This is a genomic window from Janthinobacterium sp. 61 (genome assembly GCF_002846335.1).
Taxonomy (GTDB): domain Bacteria; phylum Pseudomonadota; class Gammaproteobacteria; order Burkholderiales; family Burkholderiaceae_D; genus Janthinobacterium.
On the sequence record NZ_PJMQ01000001.1, the window covers coordinates 4,442,710 to 4,460,501 of the forward strand.

Consider the following 17,792-nt stretch of genomic DNA (forward strand, 5'->3'; position numbering starts at 1 on the left):
GCGGCAATAATGACGGCCAGGCGCGCGCATGGCATCGGCGCTACGGCAGATCGATTTGATGCACTTGCTTATCGGAAGCAATAAAACGCGGCCGCCATGGCGGATTGATGACGGTGATGTCCTTCACGCCCAGCTTGGCAAAGTCGTCAGCGGAAAAGGTCCACCCGATCACCTTGCTGTCGGCATCGAAGCGGCGTGCCAGTTCGGGCGTCTGGCCCATGGTCGTGATGCGCTGCTGGACACCTATCTGCGCAAAATACTGGCGTTCGGCCTCCCGCTGGGGAGCCAGCCATGTTTGTATCTCCACCTGCAACTGCTGACGCATGGCTTGCCGCTCGGCTGCCGGCAAGGCCGCCAGCATGGCTTCCTGCTGCTCATCGACGGCAAACGTGGCGCTACTGAGGCCGCCGTGATAACCGACCACGGCAAAGTTGCTGACGATCTTGCGGGGCGCGGCGGTAAAAACGTAGTTGGCGCACGAGGAAAAACAATACTCGAGCACCTTGACCGTCAATGCCTGCGCCCGCACCCAGGTACCCAGCGCCATGCCGGCCTGCGTCGGGCCGCCCTTGCTGCGGATGGCCAGCACGCGCGGCTTGGTTTCCTCGGAGGCGAACAGTGCCAGCGCACGCTGATTCGCCTCGGCCGAAATGCTGCCGACATAGTTGAGCTCGCCGTTATCCAGATAAACCTGGGTACTGGTTTCTGCGAGCGCCAGCGGCGCATACAGTGTGGCAACAAGCAGAGGCGCGACGCAGGCAGTCATGTGCATGGCAAATGGCGTGAGGAAATGGAATTACAAACCGCAGCAGGTCCGGCGGGTATCAGCTCATTGTAAGATATTTTGTAAATAAAATAAGGTTTGCCATTTCTTCCAGGCCAGCGTTCGCGCCGGCACCGTGTGAGGAATTATAGAAGAGTGCGGTGGCGGCATGCTGGTTCCAGTTTATTCATGAACATAAGATTGGATAACGGAGCGCTTGCCGGTGATGCCGGGGCACTTGGGCAAGACACCGGCATAAAGCGACTTTTTAGAGCACCTTCTACAAGGGAAAACTCAGCTGTCCGGTATCTCAGCAGCCGGCTAGGTCGAGAGTTCTCCTCGAATGATTTCTGCGCCTGCACTGAGCGCATGCAATTTTCCTCTTGCTACCCGACGAGACAGGGGCGCCATGCCACAGTTAGTGCTCGGATAGAGTTTGTCGGCATCGACAAACCGCAGCGCTTTGCGGAGGGTGTTGGCGACTTCCTCCGGCGTTTCGATGGTATTGCTTGCCACGTCAATGGCCCCTACCATCACTTTTTTGCCACGAATGAGTTCAATCAGGTCAATGGGAACACGCGAGTTGTGGCATTCCAGCGAGATGATATCGATATTCGATTGCTGCAGCTTGGGAAAAGATTCTTCGTATTGACGCCACTCGGACCCCAGCGTATTTTTCCAATCCGTATTGGCTTTGATGCCGTAGCCATAGCAAATATGCACGGCCGTTTCGCATTTGAGCCCTTCGATCGCCCTTTCCAGGGTGGCAATCCCCCAATCATTCACCTCATCAAAGAACACATTGAATGCGGGTTCATCAAACTGGATGATGTCGACGCCGGCAGCCTCCAATTCTCTGGCTTCCTGATTGAGTATCTTGGCGAATTCCCAGGCCAGTTTTTCGCGGCTCTTATAGTGGCTGTCATACAGCGTATCAATCATCGTCATCGGACCTGGCAGCGCCCATTTGATGGGTTGCTTGGTTTGCTGACGCAAAAACCTGGCGTCTTCCACAAAAACCGGCTTCGGGCGGCTCACGGCGCCAACGACGGTCGGCACGCTCGCATCATAGCGGTCACGAATTCTGACGGTCTCACGTTTGTCAAAATCAACGCCGCTGAGGTGCTCAATGAACGTGGTGACAAAGTGCTGACGGGTCTGCTCGCCATCACTGACAATATCGATGCCGGCCTGCTGTTGTTCCTGCAGTGACAAACGTAAAGCATCTTGTTTGCCCTCGATTAATTCCTCGTCCTGTAATTTCCAGGGCGACCAGAGTTTTTCGGGTTGCGCCAACCAGGAAGGTTTGGGCAAGCTGCCGGCAGTGGATGTAGGCAATAATTTTTTCATGATAACTGGTTTCGTATTTTGATTAAGCGGAGAGCGTGGTCGCAGCCCATTGTTCAAGAATGTTTTTGTATGGTTTGATGAAGTGCTCTTCCGTATATTTGCCCTGCTTGACTGCCAGCTGGCTGCGCTCTTCCCGGTCATAGACAATTTGCGTCAATGAATAATCCTGGTTCTTCAGGCTGGGTTGATAAAGTCTTCCCGCCGCAGAATTGGCGTTATAAATCTCGGGCCGGTAGATCTTTTGGAACGTTTCCATCGTACTGATGGTGCCGATCAGCTCAAGATTGCTGTAGTCGCCCAGCAGGTCGCCGATAAAATAAAATGCCAAAGGTGCCGCACTGTTTGGCGGCATGAAATAGCGCACCTGCATCCCCATTTTCTCGAAATATTCATCCGTCGAGGAGAACTCATTTTGTTGATACTCAACGCCCAGGATGGGGTGCTGGTTTTCAGTGCGCTGATAGGTCTTGCTGCTCGAGGCGCTGATGCAGATGACCGGCGCCTTGCTGAAGTGCGCTTTGTAAGTAGTTGATCTGACAAAGTGCTTGAACAGCTTGCCATGGAAATCGCCGAAATTGTCCGGTGTGCCAAAGGTGGATTTATTATTGTTGTGCTCTGGCAGCAGCACGCTGAAGTCGTAATCGCGCACATAGGAGGAGAAGTTATTCCCAGCGATGCCGTCGATGCGCTCTCCGGTTTTTTTATCCAGGATATTCGGCTTCAATATCTCGATCAGTGGAATATTCCCGCCTGCGGCATCCATATTCAACGCGACGGAAATGATTTCAAGTTCGACGGAATAGCGGTCTGCCTTCGGGTTATCCCAATGCGCCAGGTTGTTGAAGCGGCTGTCGATCATTTTCAGGGTGTTGCGCAAGTTCTCCTGGCGACGCTCTCCCCTGGCCAGATTGGCAAAGTTGGTCGTCAGGCGCGTATTGTCCGATGGATGATAGTTTTCATCGAAAACAATGCTCTTGATGCTGAATGCAAAATCTTGGCTCATGGTGATCTGGTGTCCTGATTGCTGCGAAAAGATGAATGTGTTGATTGCTTGCTGAGCGTGGCGATGCGTATCAGGCCGCGACCAGCGTTTCGGCGGCGGCAGATTGCGCATGGCGCGTCAAGCCGACCAACGGCAATGCCCGTTGGACCGCCAGTGTGGCCCGCTGGATCAGGGCCGCGTCCTGCAGACGGTAGTCGGCGAAATCCTTGTCGGTCGCGTAGACGCCCAGCGGCAAGGTGCGTGCCTGGAAAAAGCTGAACAGCGGCCGCAATTGGTGGTCGATCATCAGGGCATGGCGCTCGCTGCCGCCGGTGGCCGCCAGCAAGACGGGCTTGTCGATCAAGGCATCCTGATGAATGAAGTCGAAGAAGTGCTTGAACAGTCCCGTGTAGGAACCGCGAAAGACCGGTGTTGCCACCACCAGGATGTCGGCTTGCTCGACCGCCGCAAGTTCCCGCTCCACCGTATCGGGCAGGTGGGAGCGCCAGGTCGCGCCGGCGAGCTGGGGGGCGAGCTGGCCCAGTTCGACCAGACGTTGTTCGCACAGCACTTCGTCGGCGATCAGGTCCATCAGGTGCTCTGCCAGGGCTGCCGCCTTGGAAGGGCGTTGCAGCCCGCCGGAGACGGCGACTAAACGCAGGGGACGTGTCATGTTTGCTTTCATAGGGATGGATGCGCCGGGGCCGAAAAATGCCAACAACAAGGACATCGATGATAGCGGCGGGAATCGATGAAGTATAATGGTCTTATTTCATACATCCATGAATGTGGCTCATTTCAATGCTTGAACGCATCCACCTCAGCATCGTCCAGCAGGTCGAAAAACAAGGGTCGTTGACGGCCGCCGCAGGCGTGCTGCACCTGACCCAGTCGGCCCTGAGCCACAGCATGAAGAAGCTGGAGCAGCAACTGGGCACCGACGTCTGGCTGCGCGAAGGGCGCAACCTGCGCCTGACGCAGGCCGGCCAGTATCTGCTGGCGGTGGCGAACCGGGTACTGCCGCAACTGGACCTGGCCGAAGAGCGCCTGGGTCAATTCGCGCAGGGCGAGCGCGGTGCGCTGCGCATCGGCATGGAATGCCACCCTTGCTACCAGTGGCTGCTCAAAGTGGTTTCCCCCTATCTGGCCGCATGGCCCGACGTGGATGTGGACGTCAAGCAAAAGTTCCAGTTTGGCGGGATCGGCGCGCTCTTCGGCTACGAGATCGACCTGCTGGTCACGCCCGACCCGCTGTACAAACCGGGGCTGACATTCGAACCCGTGTTCGACTACGAGCAGGTGCTCGTCGTGGCCAAGGGCCATGCCCTGGCTACCGCGGCCTATGTGCAGCCCCAGCAACTGACCCAGGAGGTGCTCATCAGCTACCCCGTGGACATCGAGCGCCTGGACATCTATAACCAGTTCCTGTTACCGGCCGGTGTCACGCCCAAGCGCCACAAAGCCATCGAAACCACCGACATCATGCTGCAGATGGTGGCCAGCGGACGCGGTGTGGCCGCCCTGCCGCGCTGGCTGGTCGAGGAATACGCGGCCAAAATGGACGTCGTGCCTGTGCGGCTGGGTGTGCGCGGCATCGCCAAGCAAATCTTCCTGGGGGCACGCGAGACGGACACCGCCATCGACTACGCGCGTGCCTTCATCGAACTGGCCCGCCAGCCTGCCATCGTCATGGCGCAAGGAAGCGATGCTAAAACCCTTGATGCATCCCGCTAAGCCCAGGCCCGCCAGCAACATCACGCACGCCTATACCCCGGGGCCAGCCTGCTGCGCGCTTTCCATGGATTCCACTGCGTCGAAAATATGCGCCAGCGCGCTTTCCATGGCGCCGGCGGTAGCGTCGCCGCTCTGGTTGGTGATGATGAAGACCCCAAGCTGATATTTGGGAACGACGTAGGCGTAGCTTTGCGCACGTGGCACGCCGCCATGGTGTACATAATGCGTGCCCAACTGGCGATTGCTACCGATGTTCCAGAAATAGCCAATGCTGAAGTTATCCTGAAAGCGCGCCAAAGGCTTGTGCGATTCGACGACCGCAGGATGGGCGCCCAATTGCAGGCGCAGGTACTTCGCCATATCCGGCATAGTCGACTTCAGGTTGCCGGCTGCCCCCCAGGGCAGTTGTGGCATCGGCGTTGTAACGACGGGATTGTCGCTGTGGTAGCCGGGCGCTAGCCGGCCGGTATCCATGGCCGTGATTCTCAGCTTGGTATCCTGCATGCCGGCTTCGCGCGCAAGGAATTGCGCGAGCAGGACTTCATAGGGCATTCCGTAGATTTTTTCGAGAGTGTGCGCAATGAGTTCGGTACCGGCGCTTGAATATGCATAGTCCTTGCCTAGCGGACCTTTGATGCTGACTCTGTGCAAGTCCTGCCAGAATTGCTGTTGTCCGTAGTTGGCGTAGGCTGCATTGAGCTTTGCCGGCGTGGCGTGTGCAGTGAAATCCTTCAATATGGTGTTCACCCGCAATGGCAGCATGCCCGGCATATTGCTGGTGTGTGTGATCAAATGGCGCAAGCGAACCGGCTGGCCCTGCGACTGCAAGTTCGGGTAGGCGGCCGCCAGGTACTTTTGTATGGGATCGTCGAGCGCCGCCTTCCCATCAAGCACAGCGTTCGCCAGTAGCAGGCCAGCAAAAGTTTTGCTGACTGAGCCGATTTCATACAGCGTTGTATCGTTCGGCGGATTGGCTTTGCCCGTCTCCAGCTCGCCTTGATGCAGAATGAATTCCTTGCCGCGATACACGACAGCAATCGAGGTCGCGTGTAGAAACTTTGACTGCAGCAGCGCGGTCGCGGTCTGGCGCATTGCCGCAGGAATGTCATGCACAGGTGCTGTGGCAGCGGGCTTGCAAGCTGCCAGCACCAGTGTCATTCCAGTTATGATTGCGGCGAATTTGCTCATCATGCGCACCATCCAGGGGGGGAGGGGGCATTCTCGCACAATGGGTTCGGCGGTGACAAAAAAAGTCACTCGTATGGCTTTTCCAGATAGTGAACGGCGGTGCTGGATAAAAGAAAACGCCACCCGGAAGTGGCGTTTTCTTTGTATTCTTGGTGGCCCGGAGCGGCCCCCCGCCTGCTTATTCCACCGTCACCGACTTCGCCAGATTGCGTGGCTTGTCCACATCCGTGCCCCGCGCCAGCGCCGTGTGATACGCCAGCAATTGCAGCGCGACCACGTGCAGGATAGGCGACAAATCGCCGTAGTGCTCGGGCAGGCGGATGACGTGCAGGCCTTCGCCGGAGCTGATGCGCGAATCGACGTCGGCGAAGACGTAGAGCTGGCCGCCGCGGGCGCGCACTTCCTGCATGTTCGATTTCAACTTTTCGATCAGCGCGTCGTTCGGCGCGATGGTGACGACCGGCATTTCATTCGTCACCAGGGCCAGCGGGCCGTGTTTCAGCTCGCCGGCCGGATACGCTTCGGCGTGAATGTAGGAAATTTCCTTGAGTTTCAAGGCACCTTCCAGGGCGATCGGGTAGTGCATGCCGCGCCCCAGGAAGAGGGCGTTTTCCTTGCGCGCGAATTCTTCGGACCAGGCGATAATCTGCGGTTCCAGCGCCAGCACGGACGCGATGGCGACGGGCAGGTGACGCATGGCTTTCAGGTGCGCCGCTTCCTGTTCTTCGCTCAAGCGGCCATTGACTTGCGCCAGGCACAGGGTCAGCAGGAACAGGCCGGCCAGCTGCGTCGTGAACGCCTTGGTGGACGCCACGCCCACTTCCACGCCGGCGCGCGTGATGTAGGCCAGCGCGCATTCGCGCACCATGGCGCTGGTGGCCACGTTGCAGATGGTCAGGGTGTGCTGCATGCCCAGGCTGCGCGCATGCTTCAGGGCGGCCAGGGTGTCGGCCGTTTCGCCACTTTGCGAAATGGTGACGACCAGGGTGTTCGGGTGCGGCACGCTGTCGCGGTAGCGGTATTCGCTGGCCACTTCCACGCTGACGGGCACCTTGGCAATCGCTTCGATCCAGTACTTGGCCGTCATGCCCGCATACGAGCTGGTGCCGCAGGCCAGGATCAGCACGCGGTCAATCTGCTTGAAGATGGCATAGGCGTTGTCGCCGAACAATTCCGGCATGATGCCCGTCACGCCTTCGAGCGTGTCACCGATGGCGCGCGGCTGTTCGAAGATTTCCTTCTGCATGTAGTGGCGGTATGGGCCCAGCTCGGCCGCGCCCGTATGCGCATGCACGGTTTTCACTTCGCGTTCGACAGGCTTGCCATCGACATCGACGATCCAGCAGCGCGACAGTTGCAGGTCGACCACATCGCCTTCTTCCAGGTAGATGATCTGGTCGGTCGTGCCGGCCAGGGCCATGGCATCGGAGGCGACAAAGTTTTCACCATTGCCCAGGCCGACGATCAGGGGCGAACCCTGGCGCGCGGCGACCACGCGGTGCGGCTCGTCGCGGCAGAACACGGCAATCGCATACGCGCCATCGAGGCGTTTCACGGCCTGCTGCACGGTCTCGAACAGGTCGCCGTTATACATGTGCTCGACCAGGTGGGCGATCACTTCCGTGTCCGTCTGGCTCTGGAAGACGTAACCGAGGGCCGTCAGTTCGGCGCGCAGTTCGTCATGGTTTTCAATGATACCGTTATGCACCAGCGCCACGCGGGCGTTCTCTTCCGTTGGGGAAAAGTGCGGGTGGGCATTGAAGGAAACAGGGGCGCCATGCGTGGCCCAGCGCGTGTGGGCGATGCCCGTAAAACCGCTCAAGCCTTCTTCGGCGATCTGCTTTTCCAGCTCGGCGACGCGCGAGGTGGAACGCGAACGCTGCAAACGGCCATCCGCATGCAGGGCGATGCCGCAGGAATCGTAGCCGCGGTATTCCAGGCGCTTCAGGCCTTCGACCAGGATGGGAGTGATGTTACGTTGCGCTACCGCGCCGACGATGCCGCACATGGAAACCTCTGTCTAAAATTTAATCAATGCAAGCATGCTAATGCAGAGTCAATGAAATATGCTTTCTAAATCTGTATATTTTTGACTAAATATTTCACCACTATTTTACGGTGAAATATTATTTCATTTAGACTCAATATATTCTCCAATTCATAAAAATCATGATCCATAGCAATATTACTCTCGACGACATTGATCGTCGCATCCTGAACGCCTTGCAAATGGATGCATCGCAAACCAACAGTGAGCTGGCGCGATCGGTGCACGTCTCGGCGCCCACGTGTTTGCGGAGGGTCAAACATTTAATAGAAAGCGGTGTGATCGAGCGGCAAGTGGCCATCGTCGCGCCGCAGCTGGTGGGGGCGCGCCTGACGGCCATCGTGGAAATCACGCTCGATGTGCAGGCGGCCGAACGCATGGCGGAATTCGAGCAGCTGGTGGCGATGGAAGCGGCCGTGCTGCAGTGCTACCGCGTCTCGCCCGGGCCCGACTTCGTGCTGATGGTACAGGTGGCCGACATGCCCGCCTACCATGCGCTGGCGCACCGCCTGTTTGCCGCGCACGCCAATGTGCGCAATGTGAAAAGCTATTTTTCCACGTTTCGCAGCAAATTCGAGACGCGCATCGCTGTCTGATTTGCCATCAGCTGATTATCCACCGCTTGCCCACATGCTTATACGCGTCTTGCACACCGCTTATACGGCACTTTTACACAGGCTTATGCACAAGCTGGGCCACGCTCCATGAGCGATGGCAGGGGGATTTTTCTCCAGTAATGTCCAGACTGGATGACACCGTGCCCTACAAAGCAGTGCCGCTCACGCATGCCCTCAGAGCCAGGCATATCCACGGTGACTTTTACACCGCTTTCACACAGCTTGCCAACAGGCTTACGCACCACTTATCGACAGATTTATCCACAGCCACCAACTGGTGGCAAGGATACGTTCAGAAATGCACTTGCGCGTCGGCATGAAACCGGTAACCGGCATTGCGGGCGGTATTGATGGGCAAGGTCATGCCGGTGGCCAGCTCGGCCTTGCGGCACAAACGGCTGAGCTGGGTGTCCAGGCGGCGCTGCGCCAAGGGCAGGGCACAAGCCGAGGCCAGCCTGCTGCGCGTGGCCCTGCGTAAGCTGCTCAGCAATGCTGATCGGCATGCGCCGCAGGCCCAGGCGATTCGCGTGCAAGACGCCACGCTCGATGACGGCCGCGTACACATCGTCGTCAGCAATGCGGGCGAACTCCTGCCTGCCGATGAAATCCCGCGCCTGCACCAGAAATACTGCCGCGGCCAGATCGCCCAGCACTAGCCTGGTGCAGGATTGGGCCTGTACTGGGTACAGCGCATCGCCGTGTATCCCAGCGCCGGGGCAGGCGTGAACCGGGCGGGCCGCAGTGAAATGCCCGAGCATATGTCGCCAGGCCTGTTCTAATCGACCGCAGCACTTGCCCACACGCTATCCACCGCCTATTCATGCGCTTTTCCACAGGTTTATCCACGGCAGCATATGGAAAGGCGGCGATGAAAAGCAGTTATCCCAACTTGTACCCAGACTATCCAGCGCTTGTCCGCAGGCTTACGCACAGACTTATCCACAATAGAGGAGTAAACGCCGCTGCGGCGCTGGCAGCGAGCTACAAATCGAAGGAAAAGGGAGTGAGGGGCGCATGCCAGGTGCCAGGGAGAAACTTGCCAACAGCTTATGCACGGGCTTGCACACAGGCTTATTCGCTACTTGTGCAGCGGCTTACCCACATAGTTATCCACAAAAAAAGGCAGGCCGCGAGGCCTGCCTGTGTGCAAAAGTGAACGGTACCGCTTACTTCTTGATTTTCACGGGGCGCGTCCAGCCGTCGATGGTTACTTGGCGCGCGCGCGAGACCGTCAGCTTGCCGGCCGGTGCATCTTTCGACAAAGTCGTGCCGGCACCCAGGGTAGCGCCTTTGCCGACGGTGACGGGCGCGATCAGCTGGCTGTCGCTGCCGATAAAAGCGTCGTCTTCAATGACCGTGCGGAATTTGTTCACGCCATCGTAGTTGCAGGTGATGGTACCGGCGCCGATGTTGACCTTCGAGCCGATGGTGGCGTCGCCGATGTAGGCCAGATGGTTGGCCTTGCTGTGCGCGGCGACCTGGCTGTTCTTCACTTCGACGAAGTTGCCGATATGCACGTCTTCCGCCAGGACCGTTCCCGGGCGCAGGCGCGCGTAAGGGCCAATGATGGAAGCGCCGCCGACGACCGCGTCCTCGATATGGCAAAACGGCTTGATGTGCGCATCAGCGGCCACGGTGGCATTGATGATGACGTTGTTGGCGCCCACGCGCACGCCATCGCCAAGTTCCACTCTGCCTTCGAACACGCAGCCAACGTCGATGGTGACATCGCGGCCACAAATGAGTTCGCCACGCACGTCGATGCGGGCCGGATCAAGCAAGGTCACGCCCCGTTCCAGCAGCGCTTGCGCGATATTGTTCTGGTGGATGCGTTCCAGTTGGGCCAGTTGCACCTTGCTGTTGACGCCCGCCACTTCCCACACGGCAGCCGGATGTGCCGAGGTGACGGCCACGCCATCGGCGACGGCCTGGGCGACGATATCGGTCAGATAGTATTCTCCTTGGGCATTGTCATTCGACAAGGCCGACAGCCATTGCTTCAGGGCCACGGTGGGCGCGACCATGATGCCGCTGTTGATCTCGCGGATGGCGCGCTCGCTTGGGGAAGCATCCTTTTCCTCGACGATGCGCACGATGGCGCCGTTGTCGCGCACGATGCGGCCCAGGCCAAACGGATCGTCCTGTTCCACGGTCAGGATGGCCAACTTGTCGTTACCGGCCGCCTGCACCAGTTGCTGCAGGGAGGCGGCGCTGGTCAGCGGCACGTCGCCGTACAGGATCAGGGTGGGCACGCTGTCGTCCAGCAAGGACACGGCTTGCTGCACGGCATGCCCCGTGCCCAGCTGCTGCGTTTGCTCGGCAGCATCAATCGCCAGGCCATGGTTCGTCTTGTAGCCATCAAGCAACTTCAGCACCGCTGCGCCCCCATGCCCGTAAATCACGCATAATCGAGACGGCGCCAGGCCGCGCGCCGTGTCGATGACGTGCGACAACAGCGGCTTGCCAGCCAAAGGATGCAATACCTTGGGCAGTGCCGACTGCATGCGTTTGCCCATACCGGCAGCGAGAATGACAACGTTCATAGACGGTTATTTCTATAAGTTAAGAATATGAAAAAGTTTAACACGCAGGCCCCGTCTTCCACGCCCTTTGGCCGTTTTACTTATGCCGTGCTGGCCATCATGCTCGTCGTCATGGCCGGCTGCAGCGGCTTGCGCCTGGCCTATAACAATGGCGATACCGTGTTGTACTGGTGGCTGAACGCGTATGTCGACCTGGACCGCGATCAGAAGGGCTGGGTGCGCGATGATATCGACAAGCTGTTCGACTGGCACCGCAAGACGCAATTGAAGGACTATGTGGAAATCCTGCGCACGGGCCAGAAGCAGCTGCAAGGCAATATCACGCAGGCGGACCTGATGAGCGACTACAGCGAGATCAAGCAGCGCACCCAGGCGCTGCTGCTGAAGGCGGCGCCCGAGCTGGCCGACCTGGCGCGTTCGCTCAAGCCCGAGCAAATTGCGCAGATGGAAAAGAAGTTCAAGTCGAACAATGAGGATTACCGCAAGAAATACCTGAGCGGCGACCAGGAGAAGCGCCAGAAATTGCGCTACAAGAAAGCCATGGAGCAATTCGAACTGTGGTTCGGCAGCTTCAGCAGCGAGCAGGAGGCCATCATACGTAAAGCGTCCGACGCGCGTCCGCTGAACAATGACATTTGGCTCGACGAACGCATGCGGCGCCAGCAGAACGTATTGAACCTGGTCAAGAAAGTCCACCAGGAAAAACTCGGCAAGGAAGCGGCTGCGGCCTTGATCGCAAGCCTGATCAAAGACAGTTTCGAGCGCCTGGAACACTCGGAGCGCAAAGCATTTTTTGACAGCTACGAAGCGAGCACTGCGCAAATGGTCTTGACGGTGATCAAGATCGCCACGCCAACGCAAAAGGCCCACGCCGTCAAGCGCATGCAGGGCTGGATCGACGATTTCAATTCCCTGGCCACACAGCCCAAATAGACCGGCAGCGCCAGCAGGGGGGATGGGGCCATATGCTATAGTGGCCGCCATCGAATTGAAGAAATGGAACGCCTAGCAAAACCGTAGCGAGCGGCAGTGAGTTGTGGCTAAGAAGCGCAGCTGTGCGAATGCACAGTGAGCATCGCAGGCCGCAAATCGCGACGCACAGTAGGTTTTGTTAGGTGTTCTAAATGCCCATGCAAAAGAAAATTAAAAAACCCGCCAAAGTCCCCGTCCACCACGCTCCGCCACCGAACCAGGTACGCATCATCGGCGGCCAGTGGAAGCGCTCCGTGCTGCCTGTTTTGCAGGCACTGGGCTTGCGTCCGACGCCAGACCGCGTGCGCGAAACCGTGTTCAACTGGATCAACCACTTGCGCGATGGCGACTGGGCCAACGCCCAGGTGCTGGATCTGTTCGCGGGCAGCGGCGCACTGGGCTTTGAAGCGGCCAGCCGCGGCGCCGCCGCCGTCACCATGGTCGACACGCATACACCCGTGATCCGCCAGCTGGAAGAGAACAAGACGAAGTTGCGCGCCGACAACGTGCAGCTGCTGCGCGGCGACGCCCTGCTGACGGCGCAAGGCCTGGCATCGCGCGGCCAGCGTTTCGACCTGATCTTCCTCGACCCGCCCTACCAGCAGGATTTTCTGGCCAAGATATTGCCCTTGTGCGCCAACTTGCTCAAGGAAGGCGGCATGATTTACGCGGAATCGGGCTTGCCGCTGGTCTTCGACGACAGCAGCGAATTGGAAAAACCCCAGTGGATGGCGCCGTGGGAAGTCATCCGTGCCGACAAAGCGGGTACCGTTTATTATCATTTGCTAACTTACAACAAAGTGACGGCAACTGCCTGAATCTGCCTATAAATGAGGCAAAAAGGCTCCCTGGCCCGAGGCGCAGCACCAATTTCAGGCATAATGCCCGTCTATATTGGTGCATCGTTAGGGAGCCGCAATGGTTGTAGCCGTTTATCCAGGAACATTCGATCCACTCACACGCGGTCATGAAGATCTGGTGCGCCGTGCATCGGGTCTGTTTGACAAGCTGATCGTCGGTGTGGCCGACAGCAAGAACAAGCAACCGTTTTTCTCGCTCGACGAACGCCTGGAAATCGCCAACGAAGTACTCGGCCACTATCCGAATGTGCAAGTGGAAAGCTTTTCCGGCCTGCTCAAAGATTTCGTGCGCAAGCATGAAGCTAGGGTCATCGTGCGCGGCTTGCGTGCCGTCTCCGACTTCGAATACGAATTCCAGATGGCCGGCATGAACCGCTACCTGCTGCCCGATGTCGAAACCATGTTCCTGACACCGTCCGACCAGTACCAGTTCATTTCGGGCACCATCGTGCGCGAAATCGCGGCGCTGGGCGGCGATGTCTCCAAGTTTGTCTTCCCCTCGGTGAACCGCTGGCTGCAAAACAAGATTGCCGCCAACGCTGCATCATCGCAATAAGTTAGAGTGAAATCATGGCATTACTGATCACAGACGAATGCATCAATTGCGACATTTGCGAGCCCGAGTGCCCGAATGACGCGATCTACATGGGTGCAGAAATCTACGAAATCGATCCCAACAAGTGCACCGAATGCGTGGGGCATTTTGACGAGCCGCAATGCCAGCAAGTGTGCCCCGTCAGCTGCATCCCCTTCAATCCCGCCTGGCGCGAAAGCCCGGAGCAATTGATGGCCAAGTACGAACGCCTGCAGGCGGAACTGCCTGCGGCCAAGGCCTAAGCGCTCTTCGTCCTCCTCACCGCCGCCCCGCGCGGCCCTCTTTTGCCAACTGTTCTACACTGTGTGCTGACTTATCCACAGCCCATGGTTTCCACGGAGGTAGAAGATGCAAATAAGCACATCCCGTTTGGGCCGCACCCTGGCTTGTGCCTGCCTGTGCGCCGGCCTGGCGCAAGCGGCGCTGGCCATTGAGGTAGGCGGCGTCAAGCTGGACGACACGGTGCAACTGGCCAGCCGCGAATTGAAACTCAACGGCGCAGGCGTGCGCTACAAGGTCATCTTCAAGGTCTACACGATTGCGCTGTACCTGCCGGAAAAGAAAACTCAGCTGGCCGACATCCTGGCGCTGCCCGGGCCGCGCCGTCTCGAAATCGTCATGTTGCGCGACATCACTTCCGACGAGCTGGGTCTAGCCTTCATGCAAGGCTTGAAGCGCAGTTCCGACCAGGCCGACCGCACGCGCCTGCTGAGCCAGACGATGCAGTTCGGCGCCATGTTCGCCATGGTGCCCGGCCTGAAAAAGGGTGACATCCTGACGGTGGACTGGCTGCCGGAAGAGGGAACCCTGTGCAAGCTGAATGGCAAGCAGGTGGGCGACACGGTACCGGAACTGGCCTTTTACAATGCGCTGCTGAAGATCTGGATCGGCGCCCATCCGGCCGACACCTTGTTGCGCGCCCATTTGCTGGGCGACGTGGCCTGAACAAAAACGCGGGCGTAAAAAAAGCCGGCTCACGCCGGCTTGTCATGCTGCAACCGTTTATCACTCAGGCGCGCGTCGACAGGGCGCGCAATTCGGCGGCATTGCTGGGCGACACGCCATCCATCTTGCCCAAGGTGCGTTTCAAAGCTTGCGCTTCGCGCATCTGCTGGCGCGCCAGGCGCTCTTCGCGGCTCAGCTTGGGACGCACCACCAGCACCATGGCGCGGGCGATACCCACCAGCAAAGGCTTGAACAGCAGGGCGAAGGCGCCCACGGCCACGATCACCAGCACGAGTTGCAGGGCGTTCAGCAGGGAAATCTCCAGCACGGGTGCGGATACTGCGTATAGGGCGGAGGCGAAGGTAGACATACTGTTCCAGTGCATTATAGAATTTGCCAGTACTATAGTGCAGTGCAACATATAAATCTAATTCCATTTCTTGATACCAATTATATGAATCGTGAATGGAAAACTGTAATATTTTTTGACGAGTGAAAATATTCGCGTCCGGCGCGGTTTACACTCTTAAGTAATCAATTCAACTTTTATCTTGGGCTTTCCATGAGTTTTCTGACGCTGGATCTGAACTTGCTGCGTGTTTTCGACGCCGTCATGACGGAACAAAACCTGACGCGCGCAGCCGGCCACCTGGCGATGACGCAGCCGGCGGTATCGAACGCCATCAAACGCCTGCGCGAGAGCCTGGGTGACGAATTGCTGATCCGCACGGCCTATGGCGTGAAACCCACGCCCCGTGCCGAAGCGCTGTGGCCGTCCGTGCGCTCGGCCCTGGCCAGCCTGGAAGCGGCCGTCACGCCGGAAACCTTCGACGTGTCGAAGACGCATGCCACCTTCCGCATGGCCATGGCCGATGCGACGGCCGCCTTCTGGCTGCCCTCGCTGATGCGTTCGATCGAACGGGAAGCACCGGGCGTCAACGTGCGCATGATGCCGCTGACCACGCGTGAACCGCGGCCCATGTTGCTACGCGGCGATATCGACCTGGCCGTGGGCTTCTTTCCCGGCGTGGCGGCGCAATTGTCGAGCGAAACGGGTTCGCCCATCCGCCACGAGCGCCTGTATTCCGGCAAGTATGTATGCGTGATGCGGCGCGGTCACCCGCTGGCCGACAAGGAATTGACCTTGGATAACTATTGCGCGGCAAACCATTTATTGGTGAGCTTTTCCGGCCGCGCGCATGGCTTGATCGACGAAGCGCTGTCACAGATCCACCGCGAACGACGCATCTTGCTGACGGTCAACCAGTTCTTCACGGCCGGACGGGTAGTGGCCAATTCCGACCTGATCACCGTCTTGCCGCGCCACCTGATCGCCTCGACGGGCATGACGGAGTCCCTGCTGTACAAGGATTTGCCATTGACCCTGCCGGCGGTCCACCTGGACATGCTGTGGCACGAACGCGACGCGCGCAGCCCTGCCCACAAATGGCTGCGTAATCATCTGGAAAGCATGAACACGCCCACTTTGCGCACGGCCACGGCGGCAGGCGGCGGCGTAGCGCCCAAACCGCATATTGAATAAATTATCTGCCAGCACCAGAAAAAAACGCCTGATGAATCATCAGGCGTTTTTTTTCATGCGTGGCTGCTGGAGCGATAACCAATTCTGAACCCGCCCCAGTGCTTGCCATCGACGTGAATCGGCACGGATAAATCGTGCATGACTTCGCCCGTGTCGCGTTTATAGGTCTGCAACAGGAAGGGCTTGGTATTGCTGCCGCAGCGCGCCCCCGTACGGTCGCTGAAGATGCGCTTGGTGCGGTTATTCACCATATCGATGGCATAGTCGCCCGTCAGCGGCTGGGAAAACTTCTTGTTGTGCGTTGGAAAGTATCCATTGTTGTCGACGGCGCCCGCATACGCCAGATGGGGCAGGGCGGCCAGCAGGCCTTCCTGCAGGTCGGGCAGCACCTTGTCCGTAAACGCGTCGAACTTCGTGTTGTGCTTGGGCGGATTGGTGTTCGGGATGGGGCGGTAGTGGCGGTCGAACAGGGCTTCGCGCGTAATGCGCCCCGAAGCGATGGCTTGCTCGAACAGTTTGCCCACATCCCGCGCGGCGCGCTGAGCCGCCTCGCGGATCTCGTCGTGCGGCGTGGCCACGCTCGATTCACCGAGGGCGCTGGCGATTACTTCAGCGCGCTCGGCCAGGGCCATGGCCGACTGCGTGGCGCGTGGCAATTCGGCATTCGTCGACAGCATGCTGTCGCGGATTTGCAGGATGGCGTCGGCGATCAGCTGCGTGGTGTCGACATGTTCGCGCGAGGCGCGGGCAATTTGCCCGATAGCGTCTTCCGATACGCCCGACGATTCTTCGATGTGGCTGAGCGAGGCATGCACGCTTTCCACATTGCGCGCCGCTTCCGTCACGCCCGCCGCCAGTGAACTCATGCCACGTGCCGCTTTTTCTGACTGTTCATTGATTTCGCGCACCATCACGCTGATTTCATCGGAGGCTTCCTTGGTGCGCTGCGCCAGTTGCCGCACTTCACCGGCCACCACGGCAAAACCGCGTCCATGTTCACCGGCGCGCGCGGCCTCGATGGCGGCGTTCAGCGCCAGCAAGTTGGTGCGCGCGGAAATATCGGAAATGGCTTCCGTAAAACCTGTGATGCGTTTGGATTTTTCCTGCAAGCTCAGCATTGTGCTGGAGGCGCCTTGCGCTTCTTCGCGTGCGTTATTGATGCGGCGCAAGCCCTGATCCACTTCGGCCCGTGCCGCCACGCTTTCCACGCGCACGCCAGCGGCTACCTTGGCGGCCCGTTCCGCGTTGGCGGCAATCTTTTCAGTCATCATGGCATTTTGTGCGGAACTGTCGGCGATGTCGCTTGCCGTGCGCACATCGAGTTCCACCTTCTGTTTGACGGAATCGACAAAATACGAGGTTTCCGCCGCGCCTATCATGATGGCATCGATGGCGTTGCCCACCGTATCGGCGAACTGGTGCAAGCCCGGCTCGGCGCGCCGACGGCTGGCGAACGCCAGCAGCGCGGCGCCAATGGCGGCCGCCACGCAGGCAATCAGATAAGGATGATCGCCGCCCGATAGCAGCAGCAGATAGGCCAGGCAACAGGCAACGGCCATGGCCAGGATCGTGAATACAAAGAAACGCACCAGCTGATGCTGCAACTGCTTCATTTGTCCCCCGCTGCGCGAACCCGTCACGTCCCCGCGGGGA

Annotated in this window: 18 protein-coding genes; 9 read left to right on the forward strand and 9 right to left on the reverse strand. The window is 58.7% G+C overall.

The genetic code is table 11. The features are described 5' to 3' along the window. Positions 1–40: 40 nt before the first annotated feature. The 4 genes from CLU92_RS20100 to msuE form a co-directional block, all read right to left on the reverse strand. Positions 41–766, reverse strand: coding sequence for a peptidase (locus CLU92_RS20100; protein ID WP_101483336.1), 726 nt, complete (start codon positions 764–766; stop codon positions 41–43). Positions 767–1,084: 318 nt separating this feature from the next. Beyond that, the gene (locus CLU92_RS20105; protein ID WP_101483337.1) at positions 1,085–2,113 is read right to left on the reverse strand and encodes a methionine synthase; all 1,029 of its coding nucleotides are present in this window, start codon (positions 2,111–2,113) and stop codon (positions 1,085–1,087) included. Positions 2,114–2,135: 22 nt separating this feature from the next. After that, positions 2,136–3,116, reverse strand: coding sequence for a DUF1852 domain-containing protein (locus CLU92_RS20110; RefSeq protein ID WP_101484795.1), 981 nt, complete (start codon positions 3,114–3,116; stop codon positions 2,136–2,138). Positions 3,117–3,186: 70 nt separating this feature from the next. Next, positions 3,187–3,768: an FMN reductase gene (gene msuE / locus CLU92_RS20115; protein ID WP_101483338.1), complete on the reverse strand. Its 582-nt coding sequence runs from the start codon at positions 3,766–3,768 to the stop codon at positions 3,187–3,189. Between the two features lie 128 nt (positions 3,769–3,896). On the opposite strand from msuE, the gene CLU92_RS20120 reads away from it, so the two are divergent. After that, positions 3,897–4,829 carry a LysR family transcriptional regulator gene (locus CLU92_RS20120; protein ID WP_101483339.1) on the forward strand — a complete coding sequence of 311 codons (933 nt, stop codon included), beginning with the start codon at positions 3,897–3,899 and terminating at the stop codon, positions 4,827–4,829. Positions 4,830–4,859: 30 nt separating this feature from the next. Here the strand turns inward: CLU92_RS20120 and CLU92_RS20125 are convergent, their stop codons facing one another. Then, positions 4,860–6,020, reverse strand: a complete 1,161-nt coding sequence (locus tag CLU92_RS20125; RefSeq protein WP_218973470.1) for a serine hydrolase — start codon at positions 6,018–6,020, stop codon at positions 4,860–4,862. A 175-nt stretch (positions 6,021–6,195) separates the two neighbouring features. Next, complete coding sequence (gene glmS, locus CLU92_RS20130) at positions 6,196–8,025, reverse strand: glutamine--fructose-6-phosphate transaminase (isomerizing) (RefSeq protein ID WP_101483340.1); 1,830 nt, start codon at positions 8,023–8,025, stop codon at positions 6,196–6,198. Between the two features lie 161 nt (positions 8,026–8,186). Between glmS and CLU92_RS20135 the strand changes: the two genes are divergently transcribed. Both CLU92_RS20135 and CLU92_RS27855 read left to right on the forward strand, forming a co-directional pair. Next, positions 8,187–8,660, forward strand: a complete 474-nt coding sequence (locus CLU92_RS20135) for an Lrp/AsnC family transcriptional regulator (protein ID WP_101483341.1) — start codon at positions 8,187–8,189, stop codon at positions 8,658–8,660. A gap of 371 nt (positions 8,661–9,031) precedes the next feature. Further along, positions 9,032–9,337 (forward strand): ATP-binding protein, encoded by a 306-nt coding sequence (locus tag CLU92_RS27855; protein ID WP_180338546.1) that lies wholly within the window; start codon positions 9,032–9,034, stop codon positions 9,335–9,337. Positions 9,338–9,847: 510 nt separating this feature from the next. Here the strand turns inward: CLU92_RS27855 and glmU are convergent. Then, complete coding sequence (gene glmU, locus CLU92_RS20150) at positions 9,848–11,224, reverse strand: bifunctional UDP-N-acetylglucosamine diphosphorylase/glucosamine-1-phosphate N-acetyltransferase GlmU (RefSeq protein ID WP_101483343.1); 1,377 nt, start codon at positions 11,222–11,224, stop codon at positions 9,848–9,850. Positions 11,225–11,251: 27 nt separating this feature from the next. On the opposite strand from glmU, the gene CLU92_RS20155 reads away from it, so the two are divergent. From CLU92_RS20155 to CLU92_RS20175, 5 genes are all read left to right on the forward strand, one after another. Continuing rightward, the gene (locus CLU92_RS20155; RefSeq protein WP_180338547.1) at positions 11,252–12,157 is read left to right on the forward strand and encodes a DUF6279 family lipoprotein; all 906 of its coding nucleotides are present in this window, start codon (positions 11,252–11,254) and stop codon (positions 12,155–12,157) included. A 197-nt stretch (positions 12,158–12,354) separates the two neighbouring features. After that, a complete protein-coding gene (rsmD, locus tag CLU92_RS20160) occupies positions 12,355–13,014 on the forward strand; it encodes a 16S rRNA (guanine(966)-N(2))-methyltransferase RsmD (RefSeq protein ID WP_180338548.1) in 660 nt (219 codons plus the stop codon). A gap of 100 nt (positions 13,015–13,114) precedes the next feature. Beyond that, positions 13,115–13,612, forward strand: coding sequence for a pantetheine-phosphate adenylyltransferase (coaD, locus tag CLU92_RS20165; protein ID WP_034752633.1), 498 nt, complete (start codon positions 13,115–13,117; stop codon positions 13,610–13,612). Between the two features lie 14 nt (positions 13,613–13,626). Further along, the gene (locus tag CLU92_RS20170; RefSeq protein ID WP_077398358.1) at positions 13,627–13,893 is read left to right on the forward strand and encodes a YfhL family 4Fe-4S dicluster ferredoxin; all 267 of its coding nucleotides are present in this window, start codon (positions 13,627–13,629) and stop codon (positions 13,891–13,893) included. Positions 13,894–13,999: 106 nt separating this feature from the next. Continuing rightward, positions 14,000–14,596, forward strand: coding sequence for a chalcone isomerase family protein (locus tag CLU92_RS20175; RefSeq protein ID WP_101483345.1), 597 nt, complete (start codon positions 14,000–14,002; stop codon positions 14,594–14,596). 64 nt (positions 14,597–14,660) lie between these two features. On the opposite strand, the gene CLU92_RS20180 is transcribed toward CLU92_RS20175, so the two are convergent. Beyond that, on the reverse strand, positions 14,661–14,966 hold the full coding sequence (locus CLU92_RS20180) for a hypothetical protein (protein ID WP_101483346.1): 306 nt from the start codon (positions 14,964–14,966) through the stop codon (positions 14,661–14,663). 192 nt (positions 14,967–15,158) lie between these two features. On the opposite strand from CLU92_RS20180, the gene CLU92_RS20185 reads away from it, so the two are divergent. Beyond that, positions 15,159–16,139 carry a LysR family transcriptional regulator gene (locus CLU92_RS20185; RefSeq protein ID WP_034752642.1) on the forward strand — a complete coding sequence of 327 codons (981 nt, stop codon included), beginning with the start codon at positions 15,159–15,161 and terminating at the stop codon, positions 16,137–16,139. 53 nt (positions 16,140–16,192) lie between these two features. On the opposite strand, the gene CLU92_RS20190 is transcribed toward CLU92_RS20185, so the two are convergent. Beyond that, positions 16,193–17,752 carry a methyl-accepting chemotaxis protein gene (locus CLU92_RS20190; protein ID WP_101483347.1) on the reverse strand — a complete coding sequence of 520 codons (1,560 nt, stop codon included), beginning with the start codon at positions 17,750–17,752 and terminating at the stop codon, positions 16,193–16,195. Positions 17,753–17,792 lie beyond the last annotated feature (40 nt).